Below are 26,228 nucleotides of genomic sequence, written 5' to 3' on the forward strand. Positions count from 1 at the left end.
GAAGCCCGACATTGCTGGGGACGGTGCAATGTCGATCTCGTCTGGCCGGCCGGTCACGCCGCGGCCATTCGTGTTCGCAAGCCTTTTCCCCCCGGCCGGATCTTCAACGGCGGGACACGGACTTCAGAGCAGCGAGAGCTGAACGCCACTGCCCGAGGGCGGAACGAACAGGTCGGTTGCGAGACTGCGCCGGATCCGGTTCAGCTTGAGCCGCTTCGTCGCCAGCTCGAACCGCCGGGCGATCTGCCAGGCATAGGGGCCGGCGCCCTTCATCCGTTTGCCGAACTCGGCGTCATAGTCCTTGCCGCCGCGCATCGAGCGTACGAGCGACATCACGTGCCGGTAGCGGTCGGGATACTCCCGCAGCAGCCAGTCGCGGAACAAGGGGCTGACTTCCAGCGGCAGGCGCAGAAGCACATAGCTTGCTTCCTGGGCGCCGGCGGCCTTGCCGGAATCAAGGATGCGCTCCAGTTCGTGGTCGTTCAGGCCGGGGATGAGCGGCGCCGCCATGACGCTGACCGGAACGCCAGCCTCCGACAAGGCACGCATCGCCTCGAGCCGCCGCGCCGGCGTTGCCGCGCGCGGCTCCATCGTGCGCGCCAGCTTGCGGTCGAGCGTCGTCACAGACAGGCCCACCCAGGCAAGCCCCTTGGCGGCCATGCGCGACAGGATATCGATATCGCGCATGACGAGGGCCGACTTGGTGACAATCGAGACCGGATGGTCGGCGGCTTCCAGCACCTCCAGGATCTGGCGCATGATCCGCCACTCCTTTTCGATCGGCTGATAGGGATCCGTATTGGTGCCGATCGCGATCACCCGAGGCCGGTAGCCCGGCTTGGAAAGCTCGCGCTCCAGCAGTCGCGGGGCATCGGGCTTGGCAAACAGCCTGGACTCGAAGTCCAGCCCGGCGGACAGTCCCATGAAAGCGTGGGACGGGCGGGCAAAGCAATAGATGCAGCCGTGCTCGCAGCCGCGATAGGGGTTGACGGAGCGGTCGAACGGGATGTCGGGCGACTCGTTGCGGGTGATGATGCTGCGCGGCTTCTCCACCTGCACTTCAGTCTTGAACGGCGGCAGATCCTCAAGCGACTGCCAGCCGTCATCGACGCTCTCGCGTGTCTGCGGCTCGAAGCGGCCGGAAAAGTTCAGGCCGGCCCCGCGCCCGCGGCGCCGGTCCACGTCGATGCGCAGACCCGTCTGCGCCATCAGCGCGTCGGCAATATCGACCGTATTGGCGGGCGCAAGCGCGCCCTCCCTGAGGCTTCGCAGTTCGGTCATCGGGGTTCTCCATTGAGGGAATCGCTTCCCTCCAATGACTTTATTCCTAACAGTGAAAGAAGAACAAGACAAGAACAAAGTTCAGCGCAGCTGCACGACGCACCCTGTCGATCGGGGCGCCGCGTGTCCGCGAAGCCGGCGCTTGAGCCGAATTGGCCAATGCCGTCAGTGGCTTTGTTTGTTGCAATGCGGTAGTGGTGGAAAATGCTGACGGTTATCATCGAGTGCAGAGACAACGAACCCGAACTGGCGCAGACGCTGGCAGCCCTTGTTGCCGGGGCCGTGGAGGGGCTGGTCAAGGATGTCATCGTGCTCGACCATGGATCTTGCGACGGCTCGTCCCAGGTGGCCGATGCCGCAGGCTGCGCGTTCCTGACGGATTGGGACATCCAGGATGTCGTGCGATCGGCTCGTGGCGAGTGGCTGCTGATGCTCGAGCCGGGCGCTCGCCCGCTGAACGGCTGGGTCGATGCGGTGGCGGAATATGTCGCGCTGAATGAGGCGCCGGCCCGCTTTGCAGGGTCGCGCAACCATCGCCTTCCGTTCCACAAGCGGATACTGCGGCGGCGGCCAACGCTTGAGGAGGGGCTGCTGGTTTCCAAGCGGCAGGCTCGCGCGCTGGTCCGGCCGGGCATGAGGCTTGACCAGCTTGCCAGTGGCGTCGCGGCACGGCAGTTGGGTGCGGAACTCGTGCCCGCCTGGGCGGTGCGCGCGCTGCGGCAGAAAGCAGGGGCATAGCCCCCCTGAATATGGCTGGCGGGCCCTACTTCCGCTTCAGGTGCTCGTCCAGGCGCGGCATGATCTCGACGAAGTTGCAGGGCATGTGCCGGTAGTCCAACTGCGCGGCGAGGATGCCATCCCATGCATCGCGACAAGCGCCGGGCGAACCGGGCAGCACGAAGATGAATGTCGAGTTGGCAACACCACCGGTGGCGCGGGACTGGATGGTCGAGGTGCCGATCTTGTCGTAGGAGATGCGGTGGAACACCTCCGAAAACCCGTCCATCTTCTTTTCGAACAACGGTTCGAGCGCCTCCGGGGTCACATCGCGGCCGGTGAAACCGGTCCCGCCGGTGGTGATCACGACGTCGATGCCGGCATCCTTCGTCCAGTCTTCGACCTGGGCGCGGATCGCCGCCTTGTCGTCCGGCACGATCGCGCGCGCGGCGAGCCGGTGCCCGGCCTTCTCCAGCCGATCGACCAGCGTGTCGCCCGAGCGGTCGTCTGCAGGCGTTCGGGTGTCCGATACGGTCAGGACGGCGATCGAAAGGCCAATGAAGGGTCTCGTCTCGTCAAGCCGCGCCATGGGGGTCCCCTCCGTCATAACTTTCGGTGGCAACAACGAACCAGTCCGGCCGCGCCGTCTCCAGCGCCTGGGCCGCCCGGCGCGCCGCCTCGGTGGTGCCATAGAGGCCGAAGCAGGTGGCGCCGGAGCCGGACATGCGCACCAGTTGCGCCCCGCTTCGGTCCAGTTCCGTTCGCACCGCGTCGATCACGGGACAGATGACCCGCGCCGGCTCCTCGAGATCGTTGCGCATCGATCGCATCGCCGAAAGCCATGCCGCCGCGCCAATGGCCGCCGATGCGGCGAGCGGCGGATTTTCCTTCGTCGAAAGCCGCCGGAAGATGTCCGGCGTCGAAACGCCGACGAGGGGATTGACGAGAACGATCGGAAAGGAGGGCAGGTCTTCGAGCACGGTGAGGCGTTCGCCGATCCCGGCGGCGACGAGCGGCCGCGCCAACAGGCACATCGGGACGTCGGCGCCCAGTTGCAGCGCGAGGTCCGCCAATTCGGCTGCCGGGAGCGCGGCGCGCCAGTGCCGCAAGAGCACGCGCAAGGTGGCGGCCGCGTCGGCCGAACCGCCGCCGATGCCGGAGGCGACGGGCAGGTTCTTCTCCAGATGCAGGTGAACGGGAGGGGCGGCCGTGCCCTGGCGCAGCAGCGCAACCCGCAGCAGGTCTCGCGCCTTCAGCGCGAGATTGCCGCTCGCCGGACCGTCCTGCAGTTGCGGCGCAAACCGGCCCGAGAGCGTGAAGCGGTCTGCTTCGGCCGGCGCGATTCCGACGCGGTCGCCGAACCGCGTGAAGGTCACCAGCATGTCGAGAAGGTGGTAGCCATCGGGTCGCTGGCCGACGACATGCAGCGCCAGATTGATCTTGGCGGGCGCCGGCTCCGTCTGCACGAAGCCGGTCATACCTTGGTTGCGCGCCATTGTCGGATCAGGACTTCTTGTCGCTTTCCGTGACCGTCAGCGAGGGGGTCTTGATCGGCTCCTTGCTGTCGGTCGCCTGGGCGGCGGCCGGCGGTGGGTCGGTGAGTTCGGGCAGCCCGGCTTCGATTTTCGCCTTGATCTTGGGGATTTCGGCTTCCTCCGGTTTGAGCCCGAGGGCGCGGTTCCACTGGAAGGTTGCTTCCAGCTTGCGGCCGACACGCCAGTAGGCATCGCCGAGATGGTCGTTGATCGTCGCGTCGCCCGCGCGCAATTCGGCCGCGCGCTCCAACTCCGCCACCGCGTCGTCGAACTGGCCGAGGCGGAAGTAGGCCCAGCCGAGCGAATCGACGATGTAGCCGTCGTCGGGCTTGACGCTGACCGCCTTGCGGATCATGTCCAGCCCTTCCTGCAGGTTGATGTTCATATCGACCCAGGAATAGCCGAGATAGTTCAGCACCTGCGGCTGGTCCGGGTTCAGTTCCAGCGCCTTGCGGAAGTTGGGCTCGGCGAGCTCCCATTTCTTCTGGCGTTCATAGGCGATGCCGCGCTGGAAGAAGATCGTCCAGTGCGAGCGGTTGGGTACGTTGCCGATCACCCCGACCGCGCGGTCGTAGACTTCGCCCATCTCCTTGTATTCCTTGGCATCGGAGAGAACGCTGCCATAGGCGAGATAGCTGCGCATGTCCTTCGGGTCCGCTTCGATCAGCGCCTTCAGGTGCTTTTTCGCCTCGTCCACCTTGCCCAGGTCGGCGAGCTGGAGACCGAGCTGCAGCTCGGAGATGCGGCGCATCGGCGAATCCTTCGGCACCTGCTGATAGTACTCGATCGCCAGTTCCGGTTTTTTCTGGTTCTCCGCAATGCCCCCAAGCAGCACGAGCGTGTCGGCGCTGTCGGGATCGAGTGCACGCGCAACCTGCAGGTAGAGCGAGACGATGTCCTCCGCGCCTTCGCGGTTCAGCGCGCCGCCGATCGAAAAGAGCACGGCGGAAGCGCCCTGGGCGGCCGTGCGGACCTGCTGTTCCTGCTTCTCGCCCCGTTCGACCCCCTCGCGCAGGGCCTTCAGCGGCGCATAGTTGGAAATCAGGTTCTCGCCCACCGAGATCGCGTCGAGCGCCTTCTGCTTGTTGCCCTCGCGTGCCTCGAGCCGGGCCAGCGTCATCACCGCCCGCATGAAGGTGTCGGGTGCGGCGCTGCCACCGTCCCGATCGAGGATCGCGTCGTTCAGCCGCTTGCGTGCGGTGGACTTGTCGCCCGCGGCGGCCGCGATGGCGCCCGCATGGTAGTTCTTGAAAATCCCGAACCAATCCGGACCCTTCATGTCCGAGATGGTGGCGAGTGCCTCCTTCGTCTTGCCGTCGCCGAACTTCGCCCAGGCCACGAGCAGGCCGGTCATCATGCGGTCGAGATCGTTCGGGCCGCTGTAGCGCAGGATCTTTTCCGCCGTGCGGTACTCGCGCTTGCGGATTGCGTCCATGCCGCGCACGATCGTCGTGATCCGCTCGACGGCGGCATCGCCCTTTAGCGCCTCGGCTAACTTTACCCCCTCGTCGAACTGGCCGTTCATCAAGAGCGTGATCATCAGACGCTCTTTGACCTCGACGTTGGTCGGGTCGTATTGCAGCGCAATCCGGTAGAGCGCGATGGCATTGTCGAAGTCCTTGTCGACATCGGCGGTGCGGGCGGCAAGGAAAGCGCCGGAGAAGCTGTTGACGCTCTGCGGATCGAAAGGGGCCTCCTCGGTGGCGGCGGCAGGCGCATCCTGGGCCGTGGCGGCCGGAAGGCCCGCAAAGGCAACGCCGGCCACGATGGCAACGCCCGATAGAAGCCTGATGATCAGGGAATGCCGCATACAGATGCCTTTCACACTTGCGGTGCGGGCAGCTGCGGCCGCCGGCACGTCGCGATCCTGTCCAAATCAACTGGACTCATGGCTTGAGAGAATGGCTTTTTTGGCGCGGTGCGGCAAGAATTTCCTGCGCAACGGGAAGCAGTTCTTCGCGATCAGCCGACGCGGGAAATGCAGAAATCGATCACTTCGAGAAGCGCGGATTTCCAAGGGCTCGCCGGCAGCGGCGCCAGCGCATCGCGGGCGATCGTGCCATAGTGCTGCGCCCGCGCGATGGTGTCCGACAGGCCGCCGTAACGGGTGATCAGCCCGAGGGCATGCTCCAGGTTCGCGTCGTTGCTCTCGCCGCCCTCGATCGCCTTGCGCCAGAACGCGCGGTCCTCGGCGGTTCCGCGCCGCCAGGAGAGGATGACCGGAAGCGTGATCTTTCCCTCGCGAAAGTCGTCGCCGACGTTCTTGCCCAGATCGGCGGCCTTGCCGCCATAGTCGAGCGCATCGTCAACGAGCTGGAAGGCAAGCCCGAGGTTCATGCCGTAGGATCTGAGCGCATTGCGTTCAGCCCGGCTGGTGTTCGCGACGATCGGGCCGACTTCGGCGGCGGCGGCAAAAAGGGCCGCCGTCTTGGCGCGGATCACTTCGAGGTAATCGTCCTCGGTCGTCTCCATGTTCTTGGCGACCGAGAGCTGCATCACTTCGCCTTCGGCGATCACGGTGGCAGCGGAGGAGAGCACGTCGAGCGCCTCCAGCGAACCGACCTCGACCATCATCTTGAAGGCCTGGCCGAGCAGGAAGTCGCCGACGAGAACGCTCGCCTGGTTGCCCCAGATCATCCGGGCCGTCGATTTTCCGCGGCGCAGGTCGCTTTCATCGACGACGTCGTCGTGCAGGAGCGTTGCGGTGTGCATGAACTCGACGCTGGTCGCGAGCTTGATGTGATGGTCGCCCTCATAGCCGAACAACGACGCTGCGGCGAGCGTCAGCATCGGCCGCAGGCGCTTGCCGCCCGAAGAAATCAGGTGGTTGGCCACTTCCGGTATCATCTGGACGTCGGAGCCGGCCTTCGACAGGATCAGTTGGTTGACCCGCTCCATGTCGGCTTTCGTCAGGTCCACCAGGGGTTTGACCGACGCCAGTTTGTTTTTGCCCTCGTCAAGCGGTATCACGACGCCCAAATGCCTGGACTCCTGTTCAATTCCGTTGCGGGACAATAGAAAGGGGGGACTGTCTGAGCAAGAGGCGAATTGTCCCGGCCGCTCAAATATAGCTGGAAAAACGAATGATTGAACTGATCCGCACCAACGATGCAGTCCTGCTCTCCTTCGCCGAGAGCCTGTTGCGGGATGCCGGCATCCATTGTCTGGTCGCGGACCAGGGCATGAGTATCCTGGAGGGCTCGCTCGGGATGTTGCCGCGACGCTTGCTGGTGGTTGCGGACCGCGAGGACGAGGCAAGGCGGATCCTGCGGGATGCCGGGCTCGCAGCGGAGTTGCGGCCGTGACGACAGCGCAGGACGAGGCGACCGCGACCCGAACCATCGACGCCTTTCATCGCGGCCGATTTCACATCGTCCAGCCCAAGGGTGGCGGACATCGGTCCGGCATGGACGCGATGCTGCTCGCTTCGCTCGTCGTTGAAGAGGGGGCGATGCGCGTCGCCGATCTCGGAGCCGGGGCCGGCGCGGCGGGCCTTGCCGTCGCGTCGCGAATCGAGGGCGCGCGTGTGCTGTTGGTCGAGCGCTCGCCGATCATGGCCGACTACGCCCGCAAGAGCCTGGCGCTGCCGGAAAACGGCCGCCTTGCCGGCCGTGTCGAGGTTGTCGAGGCGGACGTGACCCTGACTGGCCGGGCCAGGCTTGCGGCGGGACTGGAGGACGAGGTGCAGGACCACGTCATCATGAACCCTCCGTTCAACGACGCCAGCGACCGCCGCACGCCGGACGCGCTCAAGGCCGAGGCGCATGCGATGCAGGACGGCCTGTTTGAACAGTGGATCCGCACCGCCGGCGCCATCATGAAGCCCGGCGGCCAGCTCTCCCTGATCGCCCGGCCGGAATCGATCGCGGCGATCATCGATGCCTGCGGCCGGCGGTTCGGCGGCATCGAAATCACCGCCCTGCACCCGCGCCCCGGCGAGAGCGCCGTGCGCATCCTCGTAACCGCGATCAAGGGTTCGCGGGCGCGCCTGACGCTGCGCGCGCCGCTCGTCATGCACGAGGACAACAGTCACCGTTTCTCGGCCGTCGTCGACGATCTCAACAACGGGCGGGCGGGGTATGCGCGGCTGACGGCCGGCCGGCGGCGGGTGCGATGACGGCCGCACGCGCGGGCGCGATGCGCCCGCGCAATCGAGGGATTTTGTTGCAAAACCATTGCGTTTTTCCGCTGCGTGCATACATCTGGCCATGAAACGCGCATCGGAGACACGATAACGACATGACCGGTTTTTTCAGGAAGTTGATGCCGAAGCGGTTCCGCAGGGACGGCGTCACAATCCCGGTCGTGCGGCTGCATGGCGCGATCATGGCAGGCGGAGGCCCGTTCCGCACCACGCTCAATCTGGCGGCCGTCGCCCCCATCCTTGAAAAGGCCTTCGCGATAAAGGACGCGCCCGCCGTCGCCATTGCGATCAATTCGCCTGGCGGCTCGCCGGTGCAGTCGCGGCTGATCTTCCAGCGCATCCGCGATCTGTCCAGCGAGAAGAACAAGCGCGTTCTCGTCTTCGTCGAGGATGTTGCCGCCTCAGGCGGTTACATGATCGCGCTTGCCGGCGACGAGATCTTTGCCGATACGACCTCGATCGTCGGTTCGATCGGCGTGGTTTCCGGCGGCTTCGGCTTCCCCGAGCTCTTGCGGAAGATCGGCGTCGAACGGCGCGTCTACACGGCCGGTGAGAACAAGGTGATCCTGGACCCGTTCAAGCCGGAGCGGGAATCCGACATCGAGTATCTCAAATCGCTGCAGGTCGAGATCCACGACGTCTTCATCGGCATGGTCAAGGAGCGGCGCGGGCCGCGCCTGTCCAGTGATCCGGACCTCTTTTCCGGTTTGTTCTGGACCGGCCAGCGTGGTCTGGCCCTGGGCCTGATCGACGGCCTTGCCGATATGCGCGGCGAAGTTCAACGGCGTTACGGGCCGAACGCAAGGCTCCAGCTGATTTCTCCGGCGCGCGGCCTTTTCGGCCGCAAGATTCCGGGCGTGGGTGCGGGTCTGCTGGCGGGCGCCGCCGCGGAGGTCGGGGCCGCCGGAATTTGTACGCTCGCTGAGATTGCGGAAGAAAAGGCGCTCTGGTCGCGCTACGGCCGCTAGGGCCGGGGGAGGGGAGATGCCGCAACTCATATTCCTGCTGATCGTCGCCGCGGTGGCCTGGCTCGGCTATCGCAAGTTCGTCGCCGATGCCGAACGGCTTTCGCGCAAGCGCCGTGCCGCAGAGAAGGAACACCAGACCGGGGCGATCGGCACGCTCGTGAAGGACCCCGAGACCGGCGAATACCGACTTCGCAAGGACGATGAATAGGCTGGCAGAGCTCGCGTTTGTGCCGTTTCGGGATGCCGTCGCCACCTTCCGTACCGGTTCGGATCATTAACCAGATCGCGTAAGGTTAACGCCGCATAAAGGCCTTGCGACCCGCCGGTGTGCATTGCGTTGCTCCGTCAAAGCCACGAAATCTGCCACTCCAGATTGCTTTGAACGGGAAGGCAGACACCATGGCTTCGCTCGACCTCGCCAGCATCCGCACCATCGTCGTCACCGGCGGCGCCGGGTTCATCGGCTCGCATGTGGTAGACGACCTGCTTGAGGCCTGCCCGGGCGCGCAGATCCGTGTGCTTGATTCCTTCACCTATGCCGCCGACATGGCCAACCTCGATCGCGCCATGCGCTCGGGCCGGGTGACGCTGCGCCAGGGCGACATCGGCAATCTCGAGCTGGTGACCGATCTGCTTCGTGGCGCCGACCTGGTCGTCAACGCGGCCGGCGAAAGTCACGTCGACCGCTCGTTGCTTTCGCCCGAGCGCTTCAGCGTCTCCAACGCCATCGGCACCCAGGTCCTCGCGGAGGCGATGGCGCGGCGGCGCGTTCCGCTGATGGTTCACGTGAGCACGGCGGAGGTCTACGGTTCCTCGGACGCGCCGCTGACCGAAATGGCGGCGATGCAGCCGGACAACCCGCTCGGCGCCTCGAAGGCCGCCGCCGAGATGCTGCTTTCCGGGTTGTGCGTGGTTTACGATCTCGACATCCGCGTGTTGCGCCCCGTCAATATCGTCGGCACCCGTCAGAACGCCGAGAAACTGATCCCGCGGTTTCTCGAGCTTGCCGCCGTCGGCAAGCCGCTGACGATCCACGGCGACGGCAGCCAGCGCCGTTCGTTCCTGGCGGTCTCCGACTTCTGCGCCGGACTGCGCGCCGTCGCCAGCCGCGGCCAGAGAAACGGCGTCTACAACATATCCGGGCCGGAGACCCATTCGGTGCTGGAGGTTGCCCGCATGGTGCTTGAATCGGTTCCCGATCCGGCCGCCGGCCTGGTCTTCAACAACGGCCGTCCGGCCGACTACACCCGTGCGCCGGTCGTGACGGAGGCCATAGCCGGCCTAGGCTGGCGCGCCGAGGCTTCGTTGAGCGGGGAACTGAAGGCGCTCGCCGGCTGGTATCGCTCACGGCTGGCGCCGCTGTCGCGCACCGTCTTCCGCACCGTTCCGGATCTGGCGGCGGGCCACGCCACCGTCACGACGCAGCCGGCCGGCTCCGGTCTCTTCCGTTCGCTCGAACGGCACTGAGGATGTGATGCGGCGCGAAAGCCGCCGCCGCACCCTTGACCGTGCCGGCGTGCCGTGGCACCTGTCCGCGCATTCCAAAGACCATCCGGACCGGACCGATGACCCCTGCAGCCCTGCCTGACCACATGCACCCGACGCGCTCCTTCCAGGGGTTGATCCTGACGCTGCACAATTACTGGGCGGACAAGGGCTGTGCGGTCCTGCAGCCCTATGACATGGAGGTCGGTGCCGGCACGTTCCATCCGGCGACGACGCTGCGCGCGCTTGGCCCCCGTCCGTGGAAGGCGGCCTATGTCCAGCCCTCCCGCCGCCCCTCCGACGGCCGCTACGGCGAGAATCCGAACCGCCTGCAGCACTACTACCAGTACCAGGTGATCCTGAAGCCGAACCCGTCGAACCTGCAGGAACTCTACCTCGGCTCGCTCGCCGCGATCGGCCTCGACCCGCTGCTGCACGACGTTCGCTTCGTCGAGGACGACTGGGAAAGCCCGACGCTCGGCGCCTGGGGCCTCGGCTGGGAATGCTGGTGCGACGGCATGGAAGTCTCGCAGTTCACCTATTTCCAGCAGGTCTGCGGCATCGAATGCGCCCCCGTCGCCGGCGAACTCACCTATGGCCTCGAACGGCTCGCCATGTACGTGCAGGGCGTCGACAACGTCTATGACCTCAACTTCAACGGTCGTGAAGGCGAGGACAAGATCAGCTATGGCGACGTCTTCCTGCAGGCCGAGCAGGAATATTCCCGCCACAACTTCGAGTTCGCCGATACGGCGATGCTGCACCGCCACTTCATCGACGCGGAAAAGGAATGCCTGGCCCTTCTGGCGGCAGGCGCCCCCGGCGACACGGCCAACGGCTACCACAAGTGCGTGCTGCCGGCCTACGACCAGTGCATCAAGGCCAGCCACGTCTTCAACCTGCTCGACGCCCGCGGCGTGATCTCGGTCACCGAGCGCCAGAGCTACATTTTGCGCGTGCGCACGCTGGCAAAGGCCTGCGGCGAGGCCTTCCTGCTGACCGACGCCGGCGGCGTGAACTGGGTCGAGAAGGCGGCGTAACGAAAACGTGTGGTCTTGTTGATCTGCAACTTGACGATAACGTAGACGTAGGCAACTCTACCCGGATAACGGGTGGGGGCATCTATGAGCACAATTGAAGAGAGCCTGCGCGCGATATCTGAGCGCGTGAAGTCGCATTCCAGCACAATGGCCACTGAAGAGGCAGTCAAGACTGCTGTTGTCCTGCCATTCCTGCGATCCTTGGGGTACGATGTTTTCGATCCTTCCGAAGTGATTCCCGAATTCACGGCCGATGCCGTAGGAAAGAAGGGCGAGAAGGTCGACTACGCAATAAAAATCGATGGCGATATACGGATACTGATAGAGTGCAAGCCGATATCCGTTGCACTGGATAAGAAGCACCTTGATCAACTCTATCGTTACTTCAGCGTTACAAACGCAAAGTTCGCGATTCTAACGAACGGTCGCACCTTCAATTTCTATACCGACCTAGAGGCCCCGAACAAACTTGATGTCAGGCCATTCTTCGTCTTTGACGTAACAGACTTCAATGCCGGTATCGTCAATGAATTGCGCAAGTTCGAGAAATCGACCTTCGACGTTTCCGCGATTTTGGCTACCGCGGAAAGGCTCAAGTACACGTCAGGCGTTAAGCAGGTCATCGCCAAGTTGATTGAAGATCCATCCGAGGAATTTGTACGAATTGTAGCGGGTGACGTCTACGAAGGACGGATGACCGCGACGGCCCGAGAAATGTTGACGGGCGTTGTTCGTTCAGCCTTCAGAGAAGTAATTATGGATACTGTTAAGAGTCGCCTGTCGAGCGCTCTTGCGGATACACAAGAAGTAATTGAAAAAATTGATGATCCTGTTTCGGACGAACCGGACATTGTGACGACGGATGAGGAGCGGGAGGGCTATATGATCGTAAAGGCCATCGTACGCGACACGATTAGTCCAAAGCGGGTGATAATGCGCGACCAGAAATCCTATTGCGGCATACTCATTGATAACAACAATCGAAAGCCGCTTTCGCGTCTTTGGTTCAATCGCTCGGTGAAATACATAGGCCTGTTCGATGGTGAGAGCGAAGAGAGGATCATTATCGATTCGCTCGACCAAATCTACGAACACTCCGATCGCTTGAGGGCTACTGCCGCGAAATATGTCAACGGCGCTTAGGCGAGGCCTTCCTGCTCACCGACGCCGGCGGTGTGAACTGGGTCGAGAAGGCGGCGTAGTAGACGGTCGACCGTCCGTTCAGTAAGGGGGTGGGTTTCATCGCGGGGCTCATCCGTTCACACCTTTGCGCGCGTCATCGCGCGTCGTTCCTGCATCTGTTCGAGCGTCGGAAAGCCGCCGGTCGGGTGCTGGCCGGCATAGGTCTGCAGCGCCCGGCGCACGCCGGTCGGGCGGTCCACCGGACCGCCTTCCGTATAGGCGATGAAGAGTGCGGTAAAACCGAGGATGTTGAGGGCGGTTGCGAGCGTTTTCATGGCCGTCGGCCTTGCGGGTTGATGCGGGTTGATGGCCCAATATGACGTCAACCGCGCAGCTTTGCGGTTCCCGGGGGAACAGGCTCGGATCCATTCTCGATGCCAGGAACGGACGGCCTGAAACCGGGACCGCATCGGCGGCGGCCGCTTCTGCCCGCGATTGCTGTCCTGTTTGCAACTGCCCGGCGAAATCGGTCAGGGGGACTTCCCTACGCCGGCGTGAATGCTACCTTCGCGACGCTTCGCTCTGTCAACGGAGGACACCATGATCGGTCTGGCAATCGCAGCAGTGGTCGCGGTCTACGCGATCCTTCTTTACAACGGCCTGGTGAAGGCCCGGCAGGTCAAGGAGGAGGCCTGGTCGGGGATCGACGTGCAGTTGAAGCGCCGCGCCGATCTCATCCCGAACCTGATCGAAACGGTCAAGGGGTATGCGAAGCACGAGCGGGAAACGCTGGAGCAGGTGGTGGAACTGCGCAACAGGGCGCAGGCCGTGCCTTCGGGCGACGTCGCCGGACGGGCGGTCGCCGAAGGCATGCTCGGCCAGGCGCTCGGCAAGCTGATGGCGCTCGCCGAGGCCTATCCCGACCTGAAGGCCAACCAGAACTTCAGCGAATTGCAGCAGTCGCTCGAAACCATCGAAAACGAGATCCAGATGTCGCGCCGCTACTACAACGGCGCTGCCCGCGATCTGAACGTCAGGGTCGAGAGTTTCCCGTCCAATCTGCTGGCGACCGCCTTCTCCTTCGCCAAGGCGCCCTTCTTCGAAATCGAGAACGCCGCCGACCGCGCGGTCCCGACGGTGAAGTTCTAGCAACCGGAGCGAACCATGCCGCGGATCGCAGCCTCCCTGCTGTTTCTGTTTGCGCTTGTTGCGGCCGGGGTCGCTCAGGCGGCGGAGGTCATCTCCTCCTTCCACGCCGATATCGACGTTGCCAGGGACGGGGAACTGACCGTCACCGAGACGATTAAGGTCAATGCCGAGGGCAACCTGATCCGCCGCGGCATCTACCGCGACTTTCCGCTCACCTTCGTCGATGATGAGGGCCGACAGCGGCAGGTTGGCTTCGAGATCCTGGAGGTGCTGCGGGATGGCGAGACCGAGCCCTTTCACACCGAGCAGGAGCGCGGGGCGATCCGCATCTATTTCGGCGCCTCCGACGTGCTGCTTGATCCGGGGCCGCACACCTACGAACTGACATACCGGACAGATCGCCAGATCCGCTATTTCGACACGCACGACGAACTGTTCTGGAACGTCACCGGCACCGAGTGGGCGTTTCCGATCCGCCAGGCCTCGGCGACGGTGAGGCTGCCCGAGGGCGTCGAGCCGCAGGACCTGACTTTTTTCACCGGCGCCTATGGCGCGACCGGCAGGAATGCCCGGGCCAGTTCCGCCGGCAACCGGGCCGAGTTCGTCACGACGCGCGGGCTTGGTCCGCACGAGGGGCTGACGATCGCCGTGAAACTTCCAGCCGGCAGCATCGACCGGCCGAGCGCCGCAAAGGAGCGGCTGTGGTTCCTTAAGGACAATGCCGGCGCGCTGATCGGTCTCGGCGGGCTCGTGCTGGTCGCGTTCTACTATCTGCGTGCCTGGACCATTGCCGGGCGCGATCCGACCGGTGGCGTCATCGTCCCGCAGTGGCACCCGCCGGACGGTGCCTCGCCGGCGCTGGTGAACTACATCGACAACAAGGGTTTCGGCGGCGAGGGCTGGACGGCATTGTCGGCGGCCCTGCTGAACCTCGCTGTGAAGGGGTATGTCAGGCTCGAGGATCTGAAGCAATCGATCGTCGTGACGCGCACGGCAAAGCCGGTCGATGGCAGGCTTCCGGCCGGTGAGGGTGTCCTACTGAAATCGGTTGGCGGCGAGGGCGACCGGTTGACCATCGACAAGGCCAATGGAACCCGCGTCCAGACTCTCGGTTCCCGGTTCCGCCAGTCGATGGAGGCGGAGCACCGTGGCAAGTACTACCGCGCCAACTGGGGCTATATCGTCGGCGGCGTCGTGCTGTCGGCGCTCTGCCTGTTGGCGCTGCTCGTCTTTGGCAACCTGTCCGAGGACGGGATCGCGCTGGTCGTCGTCCCGGCCGCGGCCGCCTTCTTTCTCTCCGTCTTCGCCGTGTCCTTCGGCAAGTCGCTGGGCGGCGCCAGAAGCCTCGGCCAGCGCATCATGTCGGTCGTGATCGTCGCCTTCTTCGGGTTCGTGTTCCTTAGCATCTTCGGCGCCGTGCTTGCCGGGCTTGTCGCAAGCGGCGTCGAAAGCGGAAACCTCGCCATCCTTGCCGCCGTCGGCGGCATCATCCTGCTCAACTTGCTCTTCTATTTCCTGATGGGCGCGCCGACGCCGATCGGCCGGAAGATGATGGACGGGATCGACGGGCTGCGCCAGTACCTGACGCTGGCCGAAAAGGAGCGGATGAACCTCGCCGGGGTGCCGGAGATGTCGCCGCAGCACTACGAGACGCTGTTGCCTTACGCAGTGGCGCTCGGCGTCGAAAAGCCCTGGTCGGAAACCTTTCAGCGCTGGCTTGCCGTTGCCGCGGCGGGGGCGGCTGCGGCCGCCTACCAGCCGAACTGGTACAGCGGCGACGGCTTCGGCTCCGGCAATTTCGCCGACCGCATGGGCGGCTTCGCCAGTTCCATGGCTGACACGATCACGTCTTCGCTTCCGCCCCCGCCGAAGAGTTCGTCGTCCGGCTTTTCCAGCGGCTCCGGCGGCGGCTTCTCCGGCGGCGGTGGTGGCGGCGGCGGTGGTGGCGGGTGGTGATCGCAGCAGCGCTGCCGAGACTTTTCGCCATCGAACGGATGACATTTGCTGCCGGGCTTGCTAAGTCCGCCGCAGTCCAACGATCTCCACGAAAAGCGCCCCCATGCCCGATCTTCTGCTTGAGCTCCGTTCCGAGGAAATTCCCGCCCGCATGCAGCGCAAGGCGGCTGGCGACCTGAAGAAGCTCGTCACCGACGCGCTTGTGGAGGCTGGCCTCACCTACGAGGGGGCCCGGGAATACTGGACGCCGCGCCGGCTGACGCTTGATATCCGCGGGCTGAATGCGCGCTCTAGCGACGTGCGCGAGGACATCAAGGGACCGGCAACATCGGCTCCCGAGCAGGCGATCCAAGGCTTTCTGCGCAAGGCAGGTCTGGCCTCGATCTCCGAAGCCCACGTCCATTCGGATCCGAAGAAGGGCGATTTCTACGTCGCCCACATCGTCAAGCCGGGCCGGCCGGCCGACGAGATCATCGCCGAGGTGATGCCGGGCATCATCCGCAATTTTTCCTGGCCGAAGTCGATGCGTTCGGGTGCGGCCTCGGCCCGGCCCGGCGCACTGCGCTGGGTGCGGCCGCTGCAGTCGATCGTCTGCGTGTTCGGCTCCGAGACCGAAGAAACGCGGGTCATCCCCTTCGAGGTCGACGGCATCGTTGCCGGGAACGTCACCTACGGCCACCGCTTCCATGCGCCGGAGGCCTTCACGGTCCGCCGCTTCGCCGACTATGTCGCCGGCCTCGAAAAGGCCAAGGTCGTCCTCGACGCCGAGCGCCGCAAGCAGATCATCGCGGCGGACGCCGCCAATGTCGCCTTTGCCAACGGTCTTGAACTGGTCGAGGACGAAGGGCTGCTCGAGGAGGTCTCCGGCCTCGTCGAATGGCCGCAGGTGCTGATGGGCACCTTCGAGGAGGAATTTTTGGCGATCCCGGCGGAAATCATTCGCCTGACGATCAAGACGAACCAGAAATGCTTCGTCACCCGTCCGGCCGGCGGGGAAGGCCTCTCCAACCATTTCATCCTCGTCGCCAACATCGAGGCGAAGGATGGCGGCAAGGAGATCGTCCACGGCAACGGCAAGGTCGTACGGGCCCGCCTCTCCGACGCCCGCCACTTCTGGACCCGCGATCAGCACGACCTGCCGGATCTCGAAACCCTCGTCGCCTCGGCGGAGAAATTCGAGCTCGACCTGAAGAAGCCGCTCGACCAGCGCATGGCCAAGCTCGACGCGCTGAACGTCACCTTCCACGCCAAGCTCGGCACGCAGGGAGAGCGCGTCCAGCGCATCCGTGCATTGGCGGCGGAGCTTGCCAAGGTCACCGGCGCCGATCCGAAGCTCGTCGACCGGGCCGTGGTGCTGGCCAAGGCCGACCTGCGCACCGAAGCCGTCGGCGAGTTCCCCGAACTGCAGGGCATCATGGGCCACAAGTACGCGCTGCTGCAGGGCGAGCCCCAGGCCGTCGCCGATGCGATCGAGGACCACTACAAGCCGCAAGGCCCTTCCGACCGTGTGCCCTCCGATCCGGTCGCCATCACCGTTGCGCTCGCCGACAAGCTGGATACGCTGATCGGCTTCTGGGCGATCGACGAGAAGCCGACCGGGTCGAAGGACCCGTATGCGCTGCGTCGTGCGGCGCTCGGCGTCATCCGCATTCTGCTAGAGAAGGGCGTTCGCCTGCCGCTGCTGTCGGTCGTCAAGGATGCCGATCTCCTATCCTTCTTCCACGACCGCCTCAAGGTCTACCTGCGCGATCTCGGCGCGCGCCACGACCTGATCGACGCGGTGCTGACGCCGAACGCCGACGATCTGCTGATGGTCGCCCGCCGCGTCGAGGCGCTGACGGCCTTCATCACCTCCGAGGACGGCAAGAACCTGCTCGCCGGCACCAAGCGCGCCACGCAGCTTCTCGCCGCCGAGGAGAAGAAGGGCACCGTCGTCGCCGACGGGATTGCCTCCGACCTGTTCCGGATTGCCGCGGAGAAGGACCTGCACGATGCGATCGTCGTCGCCACGAGCGAGGCCGCCGACGCCGTCGCCAGGGAGGACTTCCAGTCCGCCATGACGGCGCTGTCGAAGCTGCGCGCCCCGGTCGACACGTTCTTCGACGACGTCCTCGTCAACGATGAGGACGCGGCGATCCGGGCGAACCGTCTGGCGCTGCTGGCCGCGATCCGCTCGGCCACCGGCACGGTCGCGGACTTTTCGAAGATCACGGGTTGACCCCGTAATCGGCGCTGCGTTTTGAAACATGGAGAGGTGCTGATGCCCGGAAAAATCCTCATCAGCGCCTGTCTCATGGGCCTGCCGGTTCGCTACAACGGCGCGTCCAAGCCGCTGCTGCACGAGGCAATCGCGCGCTGGCAGGCAGAGGGGCGGCTGGTGACGATCTGTCCCGAGCTGGCGGGCGGCTTTGCCGTTCCCCGTCCACCGGCCGAGATCGAAGGGGCGATGACCGGAGACGAAGTCCTCGACGGTGTCGCGCGTGTCGTCGAAGCGACCGGTGGCGACGTGACCACGGGTTTTGTCGAGGGCGCCCTGCGGGCGCTCGCCTTGGCGCGCGAGAGCGATTGTCGATATGCGCTTCTGATCGACGGCAGCCCGTCCTGCGGCTCCGGTTTCGTCTATGACGGAAGTTTTTCCGGCAAGCGCCTGGCCGGCGCCGGTGTCACGGCGGCCTGTCTCAAGCGCCACGGCATTGCAGTCTTTGCCGATACCGAGATCGATGCTCTCATCGCGCGGATCAAGAAAGACGATGCCGACGGGTGATAAAACTTGCGCCCCTGCTTCTCTTCAGGGGCGCAAGACATCCGCCGCTCAGGCGGATGCCCAATCAGCCTGGAGGGGCCGATGGGGCAGGGAACGCTGTTATTATGGGGTCAATTGACCCGAAGTTCAAACCTTGACGGATCAAGCTCTTGTGAACCGGCCTTTTGCGCGCCCGCCGCGGCAGTGGCGGCAACTGCGGCCGATTTGGTTTCGAGCGCGCCGGTCGTGGCTTCGGGATCGATGCTGTTGCCGGTTTCGGCCGATGCACCCGCCACCGCACCCTTGGCCTCGGTGTTCCCCGCCGCCACCTCTTCCGGCGCCTTGCTGACGAAAACCACCGGCGAGCCGCCGAGCCAGGCCTCGCTGCGGAAGACCTTTCGTTCGCCGTCGACTTCACGGATCTCGACCTTTTGCGTGCCTGGTTCGATGTCGGGGACGACGTAGGTCTTGCTCCGCTTCTTTTCCTTCAGGGCCGGGCAATCGGTGCAGGAAATCGTCTGGACGCTGCCCTGGCCCTTTCCGCCGGCGGCGATCGGCTCGATCGAGGAGGCAAGGGCAGGGGCGCCAAGAAGCGCAAATGCAACGGACAGCAAGAGGCTACGCATCACTGGTTCTCCCGTAAGGTCGACGGAAAGACTATCTCGTTTTCCGTTACCTTCCGGTCAGGAGAATTGGTAAAAATTGAATGATGCGTCGTTTTCTGCCGCCTGCAGCGGTCAATCGGCTCAGGCCCTGTCGCGGTCAACCGCGCGCCAGCCGATATCCCTTCGGCAGAAGCCGTTTTGCCATTTCACCTGATCCGCCAGGGCATAGGCGCGGGCCTGCGCCTCGGCGACGGTGGGCGCCACCGCGGTTGCGTTGAGCACGCGGCCGCCGGTGGCGACCAGTTCGCCGTCCTTCAGCGCTGTGCCGGCATGAAACACCTTGGTCGTGTCGCCGTCTGCCGGAATGAACGCGATCGGCGTGTTCTTTTCGTAGGCGCCCGGATAGCCCTTCGACGCAAGCACGACGGTCAGCGCCGTTTCGTCCTTCCAGGTGGCGCAGGCCGTGTCGAGCGAACCGGTCGCCGCCGCGTGCAGCAATTCCAGCAGGTCGCTCTCGAGCCGCATCATCAGCACCTGGCACTCCGGATCGCCGAAGCGGACGTTGTACTCGATCAGTTCCGGCCCCTTCTTCGTGATCATCAGGCCGGCGAACAGCACGCCGGTGAAGGGGTGGCCATCGGCGGCCATGCCGTAAATGGTGGGCTCGATGATCTCCTTCATCGTCCGCTCGACCATCTCCGCCGTCATCACGGGGGCAGGGGAATAGGCGCCCATGCCGCCGGTGTTCGGGCCGGTGTCGCCGTCGCCGACGCGCTTGTGGTCCTGGGCCGAGGCGAGCGGCAACGCGTTCTTGCCGTCGCAGAGGCAGAAGAAGCTCGCTTCCTCGCCGTCGAGGAAGGCCTCGACCACCACTTCCGCCCCCGCCGCGCCGAAGGCGCCGTCGAAGCAGTCGGCGATGGCCGAAAGCGCCTCGTCGACGGTCATCGCCACCGTCACGCCCTTGCCGGCGGCAAGCCCGTCCGCCTTGATGACGATCGGAGCGCCCTGTTCCATCACATAGGCCTTTGCCGAAGCTGCATCCGAGAAGCGCCGGTAGGCGCCGGTCGGGATCGCGTACTTGGCGCAGAGGTCCTTGGTGAAGCCCTTGGAGCCTTCCAGTTGTGCGGCCGCGGCCGAGGGGCCGAAGACGGCGATGCCGTCGGCGCGCAGCCGGTCGGCCAGGCCCGCCACCAGCGGTGCCTCGGGGCCGACGACGACGAAGGAGACGCCGTTGTCGCGGCAGAAGGCAGAGACGGCGGCATGGTTGTCGACGTCGAGCGCGACGAGCGTTGCACACTCGGCCATGCCGGGATTGCCGGGAGCGGCAAAGAGCGCGGTCAGCCGTGGCGACTGGGCCAGCTTCCAGGCCAGTGCATGTTCGCGCCCGCCCGAACCGATCAACAGAACCTTCATGGCCTAATCCCCTGCAATCCGCGTAAGCTCCGCCGGTTAAGCGGGCGGGGGGCAAAGGTCAAGTGCCGCGTTTGCGGGAATCGGGGGGCGACAAGGGAAGATTTGGTTCGCTTTGCAGTGACACGCCTCCGCGCGCCAGGTTGGGCGTCCTGCCGCCCTGATCGGCGAACGCGCACATCGGCCTTGACCCGAGCCAGCCGGACTGCGAACTAGGCGCATGAGCATCAATCCCGATTCCGGGCGCGTTGCCGACGCGCCCTCCGACAACTGGGTCTATCGCGTTCTTCCCCGCTCGCTCTGGCCCTATGCGCAACTCGCCCGCTGGGACCGGCCGATCGGCTGGCAGCTGCTGATGTGGCCCTGCCTGTGGTCGGCCGCACTTGCGGCCAACGTGGCGCGGGCGGCTTCCTCCTACTCGATGTCACAGTTTGTCTGGCACCTGCTGCTGTTCGTCATCGGCTCGATTGCCATGCGCGGTGCCGGCTGCACCTACAACGACCTGGTCGATCACGAGATCGACAAGGCGGTGGCGCGCACCCGCTCGCGGCCGTTGCCGTCGGGCCGCGTCACGCGAGGCCAGGCGAAGCTGTTCATCGCCCTGCAGGCGCTGGTCGGCCTGCTGGTCCTGCTGCAGTTCAACCTCTTCTCGGTCATGCTCGGCATTGCGTCGCTTGCAATCGTCGCGATCTATCCCTTCGCCAAGCGCTTCACCGACTGGCCGCAGTTCTTTCTCGGGCTGGCCTTCTCCTGGGGGGCGCTGATGGGCTGGTCGGCGCAGTTCGGCACGCTGTCTCTCGCCGCGATCGCGCTCTTTGGCGGCGCCGTCGTCTGGACGATCGGCTACGACACGATCTACGCCCACCAGGACAAGGAAGATGATGCCTTGATCGGCGTCAGATCGACCGCGCGCCTGTTTGCCGAGCGAACCCGTCAGTGGCTCGTCAGCCTTTATGGGCTGTCTGTGCTGCTGATCCTCGTGTCGTTCGCTCTCGCCGGTGTCGGCATCCTTGCCTATCTGGGTCTCGCCGTCGCCGCCGGGATGCTCGCCTGGCAGATCGTCACGATCGATATCGACGACCCCGACCAGTGCCTGGCACTGTTCAAGTTCAACGGGGTCGTCGGTCTGATCCTGTTTGTCGGCCTTCTTGCCGCATTGGCTTTCGCCTGAGGTGTCAGGCGGACTTCAGCATATTGGCCCGCGCGTCGTCCGCATCCACGCGGCGTGCGCCGCCATAGACCGTCGTGCGATCGAAACCGATGCCTGACGCGCCGGAGCGGCGGTTGGTGGCGATGACCTGGAAGGCGTTGAGCGCGCCGCGGTGGAAGGAGAGGGCGCAGAGCGAGAGGTAGAGCAGCCAGATGCGCGTCTGCGGCATGCCCACGAGGGCGGCGCCCTCTTCCCTGCGGTCGTAGAGACGGCGCACCCAGTGTTCCGTCGTGTAGCCGAAATGTTCGCGCACGGCCTCGACCTCGTGGACTTCGAAGCCGGCCTGCTCCAGCACGCCCGTCGTCATGCCGATATGGTCCAGCTCGCCGCCCGGGAAAATGTACTTGATGATGAACTGCATATAGGGCGTCAGCCGCGGGAAGTCTTCCGGCCGCGCCGTATTCCGGCGGAAGCTGGCCTGGCCGAAATAGACGCCGCGCGGGCGCATGTGCTTGCGAAGGTACTTGTAGAAGTCCTGATGGTTGGCGATGCCGACATGCTCGATCATCTCCACCTGGGCGATTTTGTCGAAGATCTGGTCGTCTGCGAGACTGCGGCAGTCGCGCAGTTCCACCTTGACGCGATCGCCGAGGCCCATAGTCGCGACCTTGGCCTTCACATGGGCGAACTGCTCTTCCGACAGCGTCGTGCCATAGGCCTCGACGCCATAATGCCGGGCGGCATGGCACAGCAGACCACCCCAGCCGCAGCCGGGATCGAACAGCTTGTCGCCGGGTGCAAGCCGCAGCTTGCGGCAGATGAGGTCCAGCTTGTACAGCTGCGCCTCGTCGAGCGAGGAGTCCGGCGTCGGGAAATAGGCGGAAGAATACACCATCTCCTTGTCGAGGAAGAGGGAGTAGAACTCGTTGGAGAGGTCGTAGTGGAAGCCGATCATCTCCTTGTCGTTCCGGCCGCTGTTCGGCGTGACGCCGGCCTCTTTCGTGAAGCGCTTGACGAAGGAGGAGACGGAATAGCTCTTCAGAAGGATGGGCAGGGCCATCTTCAGCATGCGCGCCTTGTTGACCTTTCGCGGCAGTGCCAGGAACTGCAAGTGGTCGACATGCCGCATCGCATCGACCGGGTTGGCGCCGACGACGTCGAGGTCGCCCGTCGCGTACAGTTCGGCAACACTGATCAGCGACGGCTGGCGCAGCAGGCGGCGCAACACGTTGGCGGAAGCGATGACGAAGCGGATCTCTTCCTGCGCGCCCTGACCGAGCGGGATGATCGTGCCGTCCCAAAGCTCCAGGCAAATGTTGACGTCAAGATGTTTCGCCAATTCCCCGATGACGGCCTTGGTTGCTTGCAATTCACGTTCAGTCCCAAGTTCACGCGACATATAGTGACTTCCCAACGTTGAAGAAAAACCGCAGTGCAATGTGCGGTTTAACATCCTGTTGTCAACCACTGATTGTCTTGCCGTGGCGCAGCAGGTGGGCGCCGATGGGGGTGCTCTTGCGCGTTCAGGGGCGTCGGGGCGTAGCGCGGCCTCGACCGCTCGTGTCGAACCCGTTTTCGCACGCCGCCCGTCAGGCATGAAAAAAGCCGGCCGCGGGGAGGCGGCCGGCTTTGGCGCAAGTCCATGGCGCGAGGCGATCGCGACCGGAATGGCCGAAAGGATCAGGCGTTGTCGTGACTGGAGGAACGCGCAACACCCTATCGGTTCTGATCGTCATTGCATGTTCAATGGCGCGCGATGATCTCGCGGCCGTCGATCCTCATCGTCAGGCCGAGGTCGCCGGTCGAGCGGCGAACGAGAAAGCGCGGCCGGCGATCGGCGAAGTAGGTGTGATGGCGACGCTTGCGCGCCGGGCGGGCGGGGAGCGAGCCGAGGTGCATCTCCAGCGGCCGGGCGATACCATCGGCCTCGATCATCAGCATCGGGATGCGATAGGCGTCGGCCCAACTGCGCCAATCTGCAGCGATATCGCAGAGATCGTGCGCCACGAGCAGCGGAATGCACAGGTCCGGATCGTCGTGATGCAGTTCGAGCGTCACGGTCACTTCGCCGTTGCCGTGGTCGATCGCGCGAGCGGCCACGCCCTTGAAGGCGCGGGCGGGCAGGGCAAACGAAAGTGGCAGGCCGCTGGAGGGCAGGATCTTGCGCAGCACGGCGCCGCGCTCGTCGAGCGTGATGGTGACGTCGCTCGCGTCGCTGCGCAGAGCATAGGTGATCTGCTGGGGAAATCGCTTGGGGTCGAGCCGCAGGGTGCTTCCGGCCCAGGCCGGCTTGGAAACGGTGTTCAACATGTCTTTCGCCCTTGTCTTCCTTGAGAGCCGGTGACCGGTCTTCTCCGGGGACTTTTTCGTCCCTCTATGGCGGGAAGATTAGGCGCCGCATCTTCCGCTCCGCTTAAAAATCGCGGTTAAGAAAACTTTGCCCGAGCGGATGGTTAGCAAAATGCCGCCTGGTCAGGGTTTCCGTTTCGTCAACGCGTGGTTCGACAGCCACGGACAAGGCAATGCGGCTAGGATCGGCAAAGCAATGGCGCACGCGTGCGGCGATCGCTGCAGCAAGGTGCAAAAGGGATAGTCTTGCAATGCTTTCGACCTATACGAGCTATAATCTCTTCACCAAGGATCTACTGACATCGCTGAACCGCGTTGCGCAGCAGACGATGAATGCGCGCGACGCCGAGTACTACAAGGAAAACATCGGCAAGGTCGGCTCAATCGACGAATTCCTGGATGATTACCGGCTCTACAATTATGCGATGAAGGCCTATGGGCTGGAGGAAATGGCCTATGCCAAGGCGTTCATGCGCAAGGTCCTGGAAAGCGACCTGACGGACGCCAACAGTTTCGTCAACCGCCTGACCGACACCAAGTACCGGACCTTTGCGCAGTCCTTTTCGTTTCGGAGCGAAACGGCGGTTGCCCAGTCGGATGCCCAGCTGGATGAACTGATCGGGCTCTACACCGCCACGGTGAACAACGCCGGCAAGGCGCAGCAGGAAGAGACGCGCTATTACAACATTGTCATCGACAAGATCACCACGGTCGATCAGCTGCTGCAGAATGACAAGATGAAGGCTTACGTCTTCACGACATTCGGCATCGACCCCGCCACGTTCTCCTACCAGGCCGTACGCGGTGCGCTGACGAGCGATCTGGATGATCCCGACAGTTACGTCAATCAGACCTTCGGTGCGGCCATTGTCGATTACACGGCCAAGATCACGGAGGCGAACACCCAGCTTGCCGATCCCGACCTCACCGCCGCGGAAAAGGCGGCGATAAGGTCGAAAATTTCCAATTGGTATGCTCAGATCTCCGTCGCAGAGAAATATCTGGCACTGGCCGCGGCCTACAATTTCAATCCGGACGGCACACTGCCGGCCGACACGCTGGCGCAGACGGAAGCGCAGAAGAAGGCCACCAATGAGGGCTATGCGCTTTCCACCCCGCGCGTGACATCCGCCGCCGCACTGTTGAACAAGGCGCACTTTGAGGAGGCCGTTGCCGCCGCCACCACGGTCGATGAGCTTCTGGGGGACGTCCGCGTCCTCAACTACATCAAGATTGCCTACGACCTGAACGGCGTCACGATCATGCCTTCAACGATCAGGAACATCCTGACCAGCGATCCCGACGATCCCACCAGCTACATCTATACGGTCGGCAACGGCGACAAGCGATATGTTGCGCTGGCCAGGGCGTTCAACTTCCAGCCCGACGGCACGCTCGCCGCCGGCGATCAGGCGCAGGCGCCTGAAAAGACCGCCGAAGCCGGCCAACTCTATATGAGTCGTTACAATGACGCCGACGAAGCGGCCGATGCGAAACTCATCGCGGACTACAAGCTGAAGGTCGGCCAGATCACCTCGGTCAAGGATTTCCTGAAGGCGCCGAGCGTCTACAAGCTCGCGCTCAATGCCGTCGGTCTCAACCCGGCCACCGAAAGCAGCTACAAGATAAAGCAGGTCCTGCTCAGTGACCTCAGCGATCCCAAAAGCTATGTCTACGGCCTGAAGGACAGTCGCTATCTCGAATTGGCCAGAGCCTTCAATTTCGACGAAAAAGGCAACGTCGATGTGCCGATCATGGCCCAGACCGAGGCGGAGATCCAGATCGTCTCCAAGGCCTATGTGATCGAAAAATCCCGTTTCGCAACGGCAGACGACAAGAAGAAGGCCGAGGCCGAGGCGAAGTACTACTCCGAGCAGATCCAGAAAGTCGGGTCGCTCAAGGAATTCCTGGCCAACACCAGGCTCGTCAACTTCGTGCTTGAGGCGAACAACATCGATCCGAAGACGGTGCCGGAAGGGTTCATGGCGCAGATCTTTGCGTCCGACCTTGACGACCCGGACAGCTTCGTCAACCAGCAGGCCGACCGCAGCTATCGCACCATCGTCGCCTCCTTCAACTTCAGCGCGACAGGTCAGGTGGAGCGTCCGCACGATGCCGCGATCCAGACCCGGCGCGGCATCTATCAGACCCTCGACAACTATATTCGCCAGGCCATGGAAGTCGAAGCGGGCGAGGAGAACGCCGGTGTTCGTCTGGCGCTGTATTTCGAGCGCAGCGCGAACTCGATTTCCAGCCCCTACGATATCCTGGCCGATGACGCAATGTATCAGGTCTTCAAGACCCTCAATGGTCTCCCCGAGGATATCGGCAGCGCCGACATCGATGCCCAGGCCGAACTGATCAAGCGCTATATGGACCTGAAGGATCTGCAGGATCCGCAAAAGGTGTCGAAGATGATCGCCAAGTTCGCCGTCCTCTATGACCTGGAGAACTTCAGCGAGACGTCCGGTGCCGTGGCCGTCCTCAGCGGTGGGGGTGGGAACATCAGCGCCGACACGCTGCTCAGCATGGCGCAGCTGCGAGCCGGCGGGATCTGACCGGAGGTTCAGTCGT

24 protein-coding genes are annotated in these 26,228 nt (G+C 64.1%); 14 read left to right on the forward strand and 10 right to left on the reverse strand.

Annotated features, from left to right (window positions below):
• Positions 1 to 123: 123 nt before the first annotated feature.
• Entirely contained in the window at positions 124 to 1,281 is a 1,158-nt protein-coding gene (locus JNC62_RS01060; RefSeq protein WP_374835106.1) for a PA0069 family radical SAM protein, read from the reverse strand.
• A 204-nt stretch (positions 1,282 to 1,485) separates the two neighbouring features.
• Between JNC62_RS01060 and JNC62_RS01065 the strand changes: the two genes are divergently transcribed.
• The gene (locus JNC62_RS01065; protein ID WP_374835108.1) at positions 1,486 to 2,019 is read left to right on the forward strand and encodes a glycosyltransferase family protein; all 534 of its coding nucleotides are present in this window, start codon (positions 1,486 to 1,488) and stop codon (positions 2,017 to 2,019) included.
• A 25-nt stretch (positions 2,020 to 2,044) separates the two neighbouring features.
• On the opposite strand, the gene moaB is transcribed toward JNC62_RS01065, so the two are convergent.
• From moaB to JNC62_RS01085, 4 genes are all read right to left on the reverse strand, one after another.
• On the reverse strand, positions 2,045 to 2,587 hold the full coding sequence (gene moaB, locus JNC62_RS01070) for a molybdenum cofactor biosynthesis protein B (protein ID WP_374835110.1): 543 nt from the start codon (positions 2,585 to 2,587) through the stop codon (positions 2,045 to 2,047).
• A complete protein-coding gene (locus JNC62_RS01075; RefSeq protein ID WP_374835111.1) occupies positions 2,574 to 3,494 on the reverse strand; it encodes a 4-(cytidine 5'-diphospho)-2-C-methyl-D-erythritol kinase in 921 nt (306 codons plus the stop codon). The genes moaB and JNC62_RS01075 overlap by 14 nt, the downstream gene beginning before the upstream one ends.
• 7 nt (positions 3,495 to 3,501) lie before the next feature.
• On the reverse strand, positions 3,502 to 5,343 hold the full coding sequence (locus JNC62_RS01080) for a tetratricopeptide repeat protein (RefSeq protein WP_374835113.1): 1,842 nt from the start codon (positions 5,341 to 5,343) through the stop codon (positions 3,502 to 3,504).
• Positions 5,344 to 5,495: 152 nt separating this feature from the next.
• Positions 5,496 to 6,512: a polyprenyl synthetase family protein gene (locus tag JNC62_RS01085; protein ID WP_374835115.1), complete on the reverse strand. Its 1,017-nt coding sequence runs from the start codon at positions 6,510 to 6,512 to the stop codon at positions 5,496 to 5,498.
• A 104-nt stretch (positions 6,513 to 6,616) separates the two neighbouring features.
• Between JNC62_RS01085 and JNC62_RS01090 the strand changes: the two genes are divergently transcribed.
• The 7 genes from JNC62_RS01090 to JNC62_RS01120 all read left to right on the forward strand — a co-directional run bounded on the left by JNC62_RS01090 (position 6,617) and on the right by JNC62_RS01120 (position 12,313).
• Positions 6,617 to 6,838 (forward strand): putative signal transducing protein, encoded by a 222-nt coding sequence (locus tag JNC62_RS01090; protein ID WP_374835117.1) that lies wholly within the window; start codon positions 6,617 to 6,619, stop codon positions 6,836 to 6,838.
• Positions 6,835 to 7,650: a tRNA1(Val) (adenine(37)-N6)-methyltransferase gene (locus tag JNC62_RS01095; RefSeq protein ID WP_374835119.1), complete on the forward strand. Its 816-nt coding sequence runs from the start codon at positions 6,835 to 6,837 to the stop codon at positions 7,648 to 7,650. The genes JNC62_RS01090 and JNC62_RS01095 overlap by 4 nt, the downstream gene beginning before the upstream one ends.
• Before the next feature lie 122 nt (positions 7,651 to 7,772).
• The gene (locus JNC62_RS01100; RefSeq protein ID WP_374835121.1) at positions 7,773 to 8,645 is read left to right on the forward strand and encodes a S49 family peptidase; all 873 of its coding nucleotides are present in this window, start codon (positions 7,773 to 7,775) and stop codon (positions 8,643 to 8,645) included.
• A 16-nt stretch (positions 8,646 to 8,661) separates the two neighbouring features.
• Positions 8,662 to 8,853, forward strand: a complete 192-nt coding sequence (locus JNC62_RS01105; protein ID WP_374835123.1) for a hypothetical protein — start codon at positions 8,662 to 8,664, stop codon at positions 8,851 to 8,853.
• 191 nt (positions 8,854 to 9,044) lie between these two features.
• Entirely contained in the window at positions 9,045 to 10,112 is a 1,068-nt protein-coding gene (locus JNC62_RS01110; protein ID WP_374835125.1) for a dTDP-glucose 4,6-dehydratase, read from the forward strand.
• 98 nt (positions 10,113 to 10,210) lie between these two features.
• Complete coding sequence (locus JNC62_RS01115; RefSeq protein ID WP_374835127.1) at positions 10,211 to 11,170, forward strand: glycine--tRNA ligase subunit alpha; 960 nt, start codon at positions 10,211 to 10,213, stop codon at positions 11,168 to 11,170.
• An 84-nt stretch (positions 11,171 to 11,254) separates the two neighbouring features.
• Positions 11,255 to 12,313 (forward strand): type I restriction endonuclease, encoded by a 1,059-nt coding sequence (locus JNC62_RS01120; protein WP_374835129.1) that lies wholly within the window; start codon positions 11,255 to 11,257, stop codon positions 12,311 to 12,313.
• Positions 12,314 to 12,429: 116 nt separating this feature from the next.
• Here the strand turns inward: JNC62_RS01120 and JNC62_RS01125 are convergent, their stop codons facing one another.
• Positions 12,430 to 12,627, reverse strand: coding sequence for a hypothetical protein (locus JNC62_RS01125; protein WP_374835130.1), 198 nt, complete (start codon positions 12,625 to 12,627; stop codon positions 12,430 to 12,432).
• A gap of 265 nt (positions 12,628 to 12,892) precedes the next feature.
• Here JNC62_RS01125 and JNC62_RS01130 point away from each other — a divergent pair, with 265 nt between their 5' ends.
• From JNC62_RS01130 to JNC62_RS01145, 4 genes are all read left to right on the forward strand, one after another.
• Positions 12,893 to 13,441, forward strand: a complete 549-nt coding sequence (locus JNC62_RS01130; protein ID WP_374835132.1) for a LemA family protein — start codon at positions 12,893 to 12,895, stop codon at positions 13,439 to 13,441.
• A gap of 15 nt (positions 13,442 to 13,456) precedes the next feature.
• On the forward strand, positions 13,457 to 15,397 hold the full coding sequence (locus JNC62_RS01135) for a DUF2207 domain-containing protein (RefSeq protein WP_374835134.1): 1,941 nt from the start codon (positions 13,457 to 13,459) through the stop codon (positions 15,395 to 15,397).
• A 103-nt stretch (positions 15,398 to 15,500) separates the two neighbouring features.
• Complete coding sequence (gene glyS, locus JNC62_RS01140) at positions 15,501 to 17,615, forward strand: glycine--tRNA ligase subunit beta (RefSeq protein ID WP_374835136.1); 2,115 nt, start codon at positions 15,501 to 15,503, stop codon at positions 17,613 to 17,615.
• Positions 17,616 to 17,657: 42 nt separating this feature from the next.
• Positions 17,658 to 18,161, forward strand: coding sequence for a 2-thiouracil desulfurase family protein (locus tag JNC62_RS01145; protein ID WP_374835138.1), 504 nt, complete (start codon positions 17,658 to 17,660; stop codon positions 18,159 to 18,161).
• Positions 18,162 to 18,271: 110 nt separating this feature from the next.
• Here JNC62_RS01145 and JNC62_RS01150 read toward each other — a convergent pair whose 3' ends face one another.
• Positions 18,272 to 18,766: a plant virulence effector HPE1-like domain-containing protein gene (locus JNC62_RS01150; protein ID WP_374835140.1), complete on the reverse strand. Its 495-nt coding sequence runs from the start codon at positions 18,764 to 18,766 to the stop codon at positions 18,272 to 18,274.
• 120 nt (positions 18,767 to 18,886) lie between these two features.
• Entirely contained in the window at positions 18,887 to 20,158 is a 1,272-nt protein-coding gene (gene purD / locus JNC62_RS01155; RefSeq protein WP_374835142.1) for a phosphoribosylamine--glycine ligase, read from the reverse strand.
• 217 nt (positions 20,159 to 20,375) lie between these two features.
• Between purD and ubiA the strand changes: the two genes are divergently transcribed.
• Positions 20,376 to 21,326: a 4-hydroxybenzoate octaprenyltransferase gene (gene ubiA / locus JNC62_RS01160; RefSeq protein WP_374835144.1), complete on the forward strand. Its 951-nt coding sequence runs from the start codon at positions 20,376 to 20,378 to the stop codon at positions 21,324 to 21,326.
• A 4-nt stretch (positions 21,327 to 21,330) separates the two neighbouring features.
• Here the strand turns inward: ubiA and JNC62_RS01165 are convergent, their stop codons facing one another.
• Complete coding sequence (locus JNC62_RS01165) at positions 21,331 to 22,704, reverse strand: class I SAM-dependent methyltransferase (RefSeq protein ID WP_374835146.1); 1,374 nt, start codon at positions 22,702 to 22,704, stop codon at positions 21,331 to 21,333.
• 344 nt (positions 22,705 to 23,048) lie between these two features.
• The gene (locus JNC62_RS01170; RefSeq protein ID WP_374835148.1) at positions 23,049 to 23,615 is read right to left on the reverse strand and encodes a DUF6101 family protein; all 567 of its coding nucleotides are present in this window, start codon (positions 23,613 to 23,615) and stop codon (positions 23,049 to 23,051) included.
• Between the two features lie 290 nt (positions 23,616 to 23,905).
• On the opposite strand from JNC62_RS01170, the gene JNC62_RS01175 reads away from it, so the two are divergent.
• Positions 23,906 to 26,212 (forward strand): DUF1217 domain-containing protein, encoded by a 2,307-nt coding sequence (locus tag JNC62_RS01175; RefSeq protein WP_374835150.1) that lies wholly within the window; start codon positions 23,906 to 23,908, stop codon positions 26,210 to 26,212.
• Positions 26,213 to 26,228 lie beyond the last annotated feature (16 nt).

The organism is Mycoplana ramosa (genome assembly GCF_041930185.1).
Classification (GTDB): domain Bacteria; phylum Pseudomonadota; class Alphaproteobacteria; order Rhizobiales; family Rhizobiaceae; genus Mycoplana; species Mycoplana ramosa.

What these genes read in the sequence shown, in the direction of transcription:
- JNC62_RS01170 (WP_374835148.1), bottom strand. Translation starts at nt 23,615, where the DNA reads ATGTTGAACACCGTTTCCAAGCCGGCCTGGGCCGGAAGCACCCTGCGG.
- JNC62_RS01165 (WP_374835146.1), bottom strand. Translation starts at nt 22,704, where the DNA reads ATGTCGCGTGAACTTGGGACTGAACGTGAATTGCAAGCAACCAAGGCC.
- JNC62_RS01100 (WP_374835121.1), top strand. Translation starts at nt 7,773, where the DNA reads ATGACCGGTTTTTTCAGGAAGTTGATGCCGAAGCGGTTCCGCAGGGAC.
- JNC62_RS01130 (WP_374835132.1), top strand. Translation starts at nt 12,893, where the DNA reads ATGATCGGTCTGGCAATCGCAGCAGTGGTCGCGGTCTACGCGATCCTT.
- JNC62_RS01120 (WP_374835129.1), top strand. Translation starts at nt 11,255, where the DNA reads ATGAGCACAATTGAAGAGAGCCTGCGCGCGATATCTGAGCGCGTGAAG.
- JNC62_RS01150 (WP_374835140.1), bottom strand. Translation starts at nt 18,766, where the DNA reads ATGCGTAGCCTCTTGCTGTCCGTTGCATTTGCGCTTCTTGGCGCCCCT.
- moaB (WP_374835110.1), bottom strand. Translation starts at nt 2,587, where the DNA reads ATGGCGCGGCTTGACGAGACGAGACCCTTCATTGGCCTTTCGATCGCC.
- JNC62_RS01075 (WP_374835111.1), bottom strand. Translation starts at nt 3,494, where the DNA reads ATGGCGCGCAACCAAGGTATGACCGGCTTCGTGCAGACGGAGCCGGCG.
- ubiA (WP_374835144.1), top strand. Translation starts at nt 20,376, where the DNA reads ATGAGCATCAATCCCGATTCCGGGCGCGTTGCCGACGCGCCCTCCGAC.
- JNC62_RS01105 (WP_374835123.1), top strand. Translation starts at nt 8,662, where the DNA reads ATGCCGCAACTCATATTCCTGCTGATCGTCGCCGCGGTGGCCTGGCTC.
- JNC62_RS01145 (WP_374835138.1), top strand. Translation starts at nt 17,658, where the DNA reads ATGCCCGGAAAAATCCTCATCAGCGCCTGTCTCATGGGCCTGCCGGTT.
- JNC62_RS01175 (WP_374835150.1), top strand. Translation starts at nt 23,906, where the DNA reads ATGCTTTCGACCTATACGAGCTATAATCTCTTCACCAAGGATCTACTG.
- JNC62_RS01080 (WP_374835113.1), bottom strand. Translation starts at nt 5,343, where the DNA reads ATGCGGCATTCCCTGATCATCAGGCTTCTATCGGGCGTTGCCATCGTG.
- JNC62_RS01090 (WP_374835117.1), top strand. Translation starts at nt 6,617, where the DNA reads ATGATTGAACTGATCCGCACCAACGATGCAGTCCTGCTCTCCTTCGCC.
- JNC62_RS01115 (WP_374835127.1), top strand. Translation starts at nt 10,211, where the DNA reads ATGACCCCTGCAGCCCTGCCTGACCACATGCACCCGACGCGCTCCTTC.
- JNC62_RS01125 (WP_374835130.1), bottom strand. Translation starts at nt 12,627, where the DNA reads ATGAAAACGCTCGCAACCGCCCTCAACATCCTCGGTTTTACCGCACTC.
- glyS (WP_374835136.1), top strand. Translation starts at nt 15,501, where the DNA reads ATGCCCGATCTTCTGCTTGAGCTCCGTTCCGAGGAAATTCCCGCCCGC.
- JNC62_RS01135 (WP_374835134.1), top strand. Translation starts at nt 13,457, where the DNA reads ATGCCGCGGATCGCAGCCTCCCTGCTGTTTCTGTTTGCGCTTGTTGCG.
- purD (WP_374835142.1), bottom strand. Translation starts at nt 20,158, where the DNA reads ATGAAGGTTCTGTTGATCGGTTCGGGCGGGCGCGAACATGCACTGGCC.
- JNC62_RS01060 (WP_374835106.1), bottom strand. Translation starts at nt 1,281, where the DNA reads ATGACCGAACTGCGAAGCCTCAGGGAGGGCGCGCTTGCGCCCGCCAAT.
- JNC62_RS01065 (WP_374835108.1), top strand. Translation starts at nt 1,486, where the DNA reads ATGCTGACGGTTATCATCGAGTGCAGAGACAACGAACCCGAACTGGCG.
- JNC62_RS01110 (WP_374835125.1), top strand. Translation starts at nt 9,045, where the DNA reads ATGGCTTCGCTCGACCTCGCCAGCATCCGCACCATCGTCGTCACCGGC.